The organism is Mesorhizobium sp. M7A.F.Ca.CA.001.10.2.1 (assembly GCF_003998575.1).
Classification (GTDB): domain Bacteria; phylum Pseudomonadota; class Alphaproteobacteria; order Rhizobiales; family Rhizobiaceae; genus Mesorhizobium.
On sequence record NZ_RZQY01000313.1, the window covers coordinates 1 to 6,737 of the forward strand.

Sequence of the window (6,737 nt, forward strand, 5' to 3'; positions counted from 1 at the left end):
CTGCTGTGCCGCGTCGTCTTCGGCGCGCCGGTGGCGATCGGTCCGGGCGAAGAACGCCGCGCCTTCCTCGAACGCGCCCACGCCGCGCTTCTGGCGCTCAACCCGCGTCCCGAGCGAGACGATTGATGCGCCACGAAATCTCCATTCTGATCATCGGCCTGCTGGCGGTTTTGACCACCGCCAGCATCGTCGCGACCATCCTTTCGGCGCGAGCGCCGAAGCCGCTTAGCTCAACGCTGGTCAATCTCAGCCAGCGGATCAACGCCTGGTGGGTGATGGTGGCGCTGATGACGGTCGCCTTCTTCTTCGGGCGTTACGGGATGACCATCCTGTTCGCTCTGATCTCCTTCGCCGCGCTGCGCGAATTCGTGACGCTGACGCACACCCGCCGCAGCGACCATTGGGTGCTGCTCGGCATGTTCGGCATCATCATACCGTTTCAATATTGGCTGGTGTGGACCGCCTGGTACGGGCTCTTCGTCATCTTCATTCCGGTCTATTGCTTCCTGCTGATGCCGGCCATCACGGCGCTGCATGGCGACACTGAACGCTTCCTCGAGCGCATCGCCGCGCAGCAATGGGCGGTGATGATCTCGGTCTATTGCGTCAGCCATGTCCCTGCCCTGCTGACACTCGAGGTGCCGGGCTTCGAAGGCCGCACCCTGCTGCTGATCGCGTTCCTGATCATCGTCGTGCAAGGCAGCGACGTGCTGCAGTACATCTTCGGCAAGCTGTTTGGAAAACACCGTTTTTCGCCGAACGTCTCGCCGTCGAAAACCTGGGAAGGGCTGATCGGCGGACTGGTGTCGGCGAGCCTGCTCGGCGCGCTGCTATCCTTCGTGACACCCTTCTCGCCGCTGCAGGCAGCAGCCGTGGCCTTCGTCGCCTGCTCGATGGGATTTCTCGGCGGGCTGGTCGCCTCGGCCATCAAGCGCGATCAGGGCGTCAAGGACTGGGGCCATCTGATCGAAGGCCATGGCGGCATGATGGACCGCACCGACAGCCTGGTCTTCGCCGCCCCGGTGTTCTTCCACATCGTGCGCTATTTCTGGACGGTCTGAGCCGGCGGCCTGTTGCAAGAGCGGTTCATTGGCGCGCTCAGAGCCGGTTTTGGATCAGCATGGTGACGACGAAGAACGCGCCGACGGAGCTGGTGATGATGCCGATCGGCAGCTCCTGCGGCAGCAGCAGCGTTCGGGCCAGAAGATCGCTGGCCAGCAACAGCACCGCGCCGGGTCAGTTTGGAAGCCGTTTGACACCCTTTTTCATACGCCGAGATAGCGGTCCTGAATTTCTGGCGTCAGCGCCTCGGGCGTGCCTTCGAAGACGGTCATGCCCTTTTCCAGAACGAAGCAGCGGTCGGCCACAGGTAGAAGCTCGGCAAGCGTCTTGTCGACGATAAGGATCGACTGTCCGCTCGACTTGAGCTTGCGGATTGCTGCCCAGATGTCCTGGCGGATCACAGGTGCCAGACCCTCGGTCGCCTCGTCCAGAATGAGCAGGCTCGGATTGGTCATCAACGCGCGGCCGATGGCTACCATCTGCTGCTCGCCGCCCGACAGTGTACCGGCATATTGGTCGCGGCGTTCGCCGAGACGCGGAAACAGCTCGACAACTTTTTCCAATGTCCACGCGCTGCCGCGTGCTGCGGCCAGCAGGTTCTCCAGTACGGTCAGATTGGGAAAGCAGCGCCTTCCCTCCGGCACCAGACCCAGGCCAAGGCGCGCGATGCGGTGCGGGCGCATGCCGGCGACTTGGCGGCCGCCAAAGCTGATCGAGCCTGAGCGCGGTTTCGCGAGGCCGAGAATGGAATTGATCGTCGTCGTCTTGCCCATGCCGTTGCGGCCCATGAGCGCCACGACCTCACCCGCCCTGACGTCGAGCGAGACGCCGAACAGCGCCTGCGATGCGCCGTAGAAGGTTTCGACGCCGTTGAGTTCCAGCAGGCTCACGCAGTTTCTCCGAGATAGGCCCGGCGCACTTCGGGATCGTTGCGGATCTCGTCCACCGTGCCGGTGGCGATGACGCGGCCATAGACGAGGACCGAGATACGGTCGGCAAGCGCGAAGACGGCATCCATGTCGTGTTCGACGAGCAGGATCGGCGCTTCGTGGCGCAGGCCGTCGAGGAATTTCGTCAACGCTTTCGATCCGTCTGGCCCCATGCCGGCCATCGGCTCGTCGAACAAAAAGGCCTTCGATCCAAGGGCCAACGCAATGGCGATTTCGAGTTGACGGCGTTCGCCATGCGACAGCTCAGCGGCTGGCACGTAGGCGCGCCCGGCAAGGCCGACGCGCTCCAGCATCGCCATCGCCGGTTCTGTCAGGCTCTTGTCGCTCATCACGGGGCGTAAGAAGCGGAAGCTCGTTCCCTGGCGTGCCTGCACCGCCAGCATCACATTGCGCAGCGCGGAAAACTCCTGCGCGAGTGATGAGATCTGGAAGCTGCGGCCGAGCCCAAGCCGCCCGCGGGCCGCCATGTCGAGCCCGGCCATATCCTGGCCGAGAAAGCGGATACTGCCGCTGTCTGGCCGGAGCGAGCCCGAGATCTGGTGGATCAGCGTGCTTTTACCGGCTCCATTGGGGCCGATCAGCGCGTGGATTTCGCCCGGCTTGAGATCGAGGCTGACGCCGTCGGTGGCCTTCAGCGCGCCGAAAGTCTTTTTGAGATCGCGTATTTCGAGGACCAGCTCAGCCATGACGCGCCTCTCCAGCCAAAAGGCCAAGCAGCCCGCCGCGCGCGAACAAAACGACGCCGAGCAGGATCAGGCCAAGGAAGAACTGCCAGCGTTCGGTGAAGCCGCCAAGCGCGAATTCGAACAGCACGTAAAGCATCGCGCCCGCAACCGGGCCGAACAGCCGACCCTTGCCGCCAAGGATGATGAGCACGATCAGCTCGCCCGACATGTGCCAGGACAGCATCGAGGGGCTGACGAAGCGGTTGAGATCGGCAAACAGCGCGCCGGCGAGGCCTGTGACCATGGCAGAGATGGCGAAGGCAACGAGCCTGATGTTGAAGGGTGCGATGCCGACGGCGGACAGCCTGGTCGCGTTCTGCCGTGCCGCCTGCAATGCGGCACCGAAGCGCGATCCGCGCAGCAGCCAGAACAGACCAAGTGCTGCCATCAGCACGACATAGCAGATCAGGAAATAGGTCAGGGACTGCGCCGTGTTCATACCGGGAAAGCCATTGCGGACATAGATCGACAGCCCGTCCTCGCCGCCATAGGCCGGCCAGGAGATGGCGAAGTAGTAGATCATCTGCGCGAAAGCGAGCGTGATCATGATGAAATAGACGCCCGTCGTGCGCAGGCTGATCGCGCCGATCGGCAAGGCGACAAGGCCGCAAACCAGGATAGCCACCGACCAGATGACCAGCATCGAGGTCGTGCCTTGCAGGCCAAACAACAGCGGTTCGGCGTTGAAGGCATGGGTCGCCAGGATGCCGGCGGCATAGCCGCCAAGGCCGAAGAAGGCGGCGTGGCCAAAGGATACCAGCCCGCCAAGACCAAGCGCGATGTTGAGCCCGACAGCAGCGAGCGCAAGGATCGTAATGCGCGTGGCAAGCGTGACGTAGAATTGCTCGCCCATTGCAGACGCACTGAACGGGATCGCTAGCAGCAGAAGTGCCAGCAGTATATTGATGATGGTTTCGCGGCTCATGGTGGCCCTTACGACTGCGCCGCAAACAGGCCGCTTGGCCTGAAAGCGAGGATCAGGGCCATGACTATGTAGATCAGCATGGAGGCGAGTGAGGCACCGATCAGCCCGGCCTGTGCCGTCGGCATCATCAACGCCAGCGCCTTGGGCAGGAGGAAGCGGCCCATCGTGTCGACGAGGCCGACGAGGATGGCACCGAACAGCGCACCCTTGATCGAGCCGATGCCGCCGATGACGATGACCACGAAGGCGAGGATGAGTGCTGGCTCGCCCATGCCGACCTGCACCGATTGCAGCGCACCGACCAGCGCGCCGGCAAGGCCGGCAAGGGCAGCACCTAGCGCGAAGACAACAGTGTAGAGCGTGCGGATGTCGACGCCGAGGGCTGCGATCATCTCGCGGTCGGATTCGCCGGCGCGGATGCGCATGCCGAGACGGGTGCGCGAGATCAGCAGATAGAGCCCCACAGCAACGGCGATGCCGACGCCGATAATGGCGAGGCGGTAGAGCTGGTACTGGCCACCGCCGGGCAGGGGCACCGCGCCTTGCAGCAGCGGTGGGATGTCGAGATAAAGCGGAAACGAGCCAGACAGCCAGCGCGTGCCTTCCGAAAAGATCAGGATCAGCGCAAACGTCGCCAGCACCTGGTCAAGATGGTCGCGCTCATAAAGCCTGCGGATGACAACGATCTCCATGACCGCACCGGCGGCTGCCGCAGCGATCAGGCTCGCCACCAGACCGATCCAGAACGAACCAGTGGCGGCGGCGACCGTGGCACAGGCAAAGGCGCCGACCATGTAGAGCGAGCCATGGGCGAGGTTGATCAGGCCCATGACTCCGAAGATCAGCGTCAGGCCGGCGGCCATGAGGAACAGCATCACTCCGAGCTGCAGCCCGTTGAGAAGTTGTTCGATCAGAAGGGCGATGGACAAATGAACGATCCGGACTGTGGTTCAAGGCGGGGAATGCCGAAGCAAGCCGCTGCAAGATACGGCGATGCGGCCTCGCCGCGGCCCCGGCCCCGTCGATGACGAGGCCGGCACTTTAGCAAAGCGGATGCAGCCTTGGGCTACATCTTGCACTGGTCGGCATAGGCGTCCTTGTGGTGTTCGAAGGCGGTGGCGATGATCTTGTTGGTCAAGACATCGCCTTCCTTTACCACCTCACGGACGTAGATGTTCTGGACCGGATGATTGTTGGTGTTGAAGGTGAACTCGCCGCGCACCGACTTGAAATCGGCTGCCTTGAGGGCCGCGCGGAACGCGTCCTTGTCCTTAACACTGGCCTTGGACAGCGCAGACAGGATCAGGTTCGCCGTATCCCAGCTCTGGGCGGCGTAGATTGAGGGCAGGCGATTGTATTCGGCCTTGAAGGCCTCGACGAACTGCTTGTTGGCTTCGTTGTCGAGGTCCCTGGACCAGCTCGCCGAGTTCTTGACGCCAAGGGCTGCGTCGCCAACCGCGGGCAAAATGTCCTGGTCGAAGGAGAAGCCAGGACCCATGACCGGGATGTTCACGCCCGACTGGGCGTACTGCTTCATGAAGGAAATGCCCATGCCGCCAGGCAGGAAGAAGAACACCGAGTCGGCACCGGAATCGCGGATCTGGGCGATCTCGGCGGCGTAGTCGGCCTGGCCGATCTGGGTGTAGGCCTCGCCTGCCAGCTCGCCCTTGTAGTAGCGCTTGAAGCCGGTCAGCGAATCCTTGCCAGCCGGGTAGTTGGGCGCGAGGATGAAGGTCTTCTTGTAGTCCTTGTTGGCGTACTGACCCATCGCCTCATGGAAATTGTCGTTCTGGTAGGCGACGTTGAAATAGTTCTTGTTGCACTTGGCGCCGGCAAGGGCCGACGGGCCGGCATTGGGCGACAAATAGATGACGTCCTGCGCCACCGCGTTGGGCACCACCGCCATCGCCAGGTTCGACCAGATGATACCGGTGAGCAGGTCGACCTTGTCGCTCTGGATCATCTTTTCGGCGAGCTGCACCGCGATCTCGGGCTTCTGGGCATCGTCTTCGATGACCAGTTCGACATCTTTGTTGCCGGACTGTTTCATCGCCAGCGTAAAGGCATCGCGCATGTCGACGCCGAGACCCGCACCGCCGCCCGAAAGCGTGGTGATGACGCCGATCTTGACGGGTTCGGCATAGGCAAGGCCAGATGTGGCCAGCGACAAAGCGAACATGCTGGATGCCAGGATATTCTTCATTTTTCTCTCCTTCCCAGTGTTTTCAATATAGATAAAATAGCTTTAGAGCCGGGTGCGAACTTTCCAGAGTTCAGTGAACAGTTCAACCTCCAGCATCTCTTCAGATACGAAGCGCCCGACGTGCCGCCGGTGCTGCGTTTCATGCCGATGATGCGTTCGACTGTGGTGACATGATTGAAGCGCCAGCGCCCGGCCATTGCCGATCGGCGCGGTGTGGTCACCCAGACCCTTTTCGACCAGACGTCGGTCAGTTCGACACCGGCATTAAGGTATTCGGGGTAGTCGAAGCCATCGAGCAGGAAGTTCGGCCACTGTTCCTCGGGCGGAAGGTTGTCGCGCGTGAACGTGTCGATATGCGCTGACGGTCCAAGCATTCTGCGGCTGTCCCCTAGATGCTCGTTGCCACGGTCTTGTCGCCGTGCGTGTGTTTGAATACGCAACTTGCGGGGAGGCTTTGCGCCGACGCCGGGCTGGTCATCCGGCATATGCGGCAGCACCCGGCGCGATCGAATATGCGACCGGCATTTGGCACAGCGAGACCTCCCACGCTCTCGACTGACGATTGAGAATTGCACCAGACCAAATTTATTTCAAGCCTAAAGTTTTTAGCCATGCCCGAGCGTTGGTGCACAAATGCGGCATGTTCGGCATCTTCGGCAAGCTCTTTGGAAAACACCGTTTTTCGCCGAACGTCTCGCCGTCGAAAACCTGGGAAGGCCTGATCGGCACGCCCTTCTCGCCGCTGCAGGCGGCGGCCGTGGCCTTCGTCGCCTGCTCGATGGGATTTCTTGGCGGGTTGGTCGCCTCGGCCATCAAGCGCGACCAGGGCGTCAAGGACTGGGGCCATCTGATCGAAGGCCATGGCGGCATGA

Annotated in this window: 6 protein-coding genes and 4 pseudogenes; 2 read left to right on the top strand and 8 right to left on the bottom strand. The window is 62.1% G+C overall.

Annotation, left to right across the window (positions count from 1 at the left end; translation table 11 throughout):
• The first annotated feature begins 125 nt into the window (after positions 1 to 125).
• Positions 126 to 1,061 carry a phosphatidate cytidylyltransferase gene (locus EN964_RS19905; protein WP_127267053.1) on the top strand — a complete coding sequence of 312 codons (936 nt, stop codon included), beginning with the start codon at positions 126 to 128 and terminating at the stop codon, positions 1,059 to 1,061.
• A 37-nt stretch (positions 1,062 to 1,098) separates the two neighbouring features.
• Here EN964_RS19905 and EN964_RS19910 read toward each other — a convergent pair.
• The 8 genes and pseudogenes from EN964_RS19910 to EN964_RS38165 all read right to left on the bottom strand — a co-directional run.
• Positions 1,099 to 1,233 (bottom strand): annotated as a pseudogene (locus tag EN964_RS19910) (iron chelate uptake ABC transporter family permease subunit); the annotation flags it as partial.
• Between the two features lie 32 nt (positions 1,234 to 1,265).
• Positions 1,266 to 1,952: an ABC transporter ATP-binding protein gene (locus EN964_RS19915; protein ID WP_127271619.1), complete on the bottom strand. Its 687-nt coding sequence runs from the start codon at positions 1,950 to 1,952 to the stop codon at positions 1,266 to 1,268.
• Positions 1,949 to 2,698 carry an ABC transporter ATP-binding protein gene (locus EN964_RS19920; RefSeq protein ID WP_127271621.1) on the bottom strand — a complete coding sequence of 250 codons (750 nt, stop codon included), beginning with the start codon at positions 2,696 to 2,698 and terminating at the stop codon, positions 1,949 to 1,951. The genes EN964_RS19915 and EN964_RS19920 overlap by 4 nt, the downstream gene beginning before the upstream one ends.
• Positions 2,691 to 3,662 (bottom strand): branched-chain amino acid ABC transporter permease, encoded by a 972-nt coding sequence (locus tag EN964_RS19925; RefSeq protein WP_127271623.1) that lies wholly within the window; start codon positions 3,660 to 3,662, stop codon positions 2,691 to 2,693. The genes EN964_RS19920 and EN964_RS19925 overlap by 8 nt, the downstream gene beginning before the upstream one ends.
• Before the next feature lie 8 nt (positions 3,663 to 3,670).
• A complete protein-coding gene (locus tag EN964_RS19930) occupies positions 3,671 to 4,591 on the bottom strand; it encodes a branched-chain amino acid ABC transporter permease (RefSeq protein ID WP_127270515.1) in 921 nt (306 codons plus the stop codon).
• A 137-nt stretch (positions 4,592 to 4,728) separates the two neighbouring features.
• The gene (locus EN964_RS19935; RefSeq protein ID WP_127270513.1) at positions 4,729 to 5,865 is read right to left on the bottom strand and encodes an ABC transporter substrate-binding protein; all 1,137 of its coding nucleotides are present in this window, start codon (positions 5,863 to 5,865) and stop codon (positions 4,729 to 4,731) included.
• 42 nt (positions 5,866 to 5,907) lie between these two features.
• Positions 5,908 to 6,053 (bottom strand): annotated as a pseudogene (locus EN964_RS19940) (tryptophan 2,3-dioxygenase family protein); the annotation flags it as partial.
• Position 6,054: 1 nt separating this feature from the next.
• A pseudogene (locus EN964_RS38165) lies at positions 6,055 to 6,239 on the bottom strand (2-aminobenzoate-CoA ligase); the annotation flags it as partial.
• Positions 6,240 to 6,514: 275 nt separating this feature from the next.
• On the opposite strand from EN964_RS38165, the pseudogene EN964_RS19950 reads away from it, so the two are divergent.
• Positions 6,515 to 6,737, top strand: a pseudogene (locus EN964_RS19950) (phosphatidate cytidylyltransferase); the annotation flags it as partial.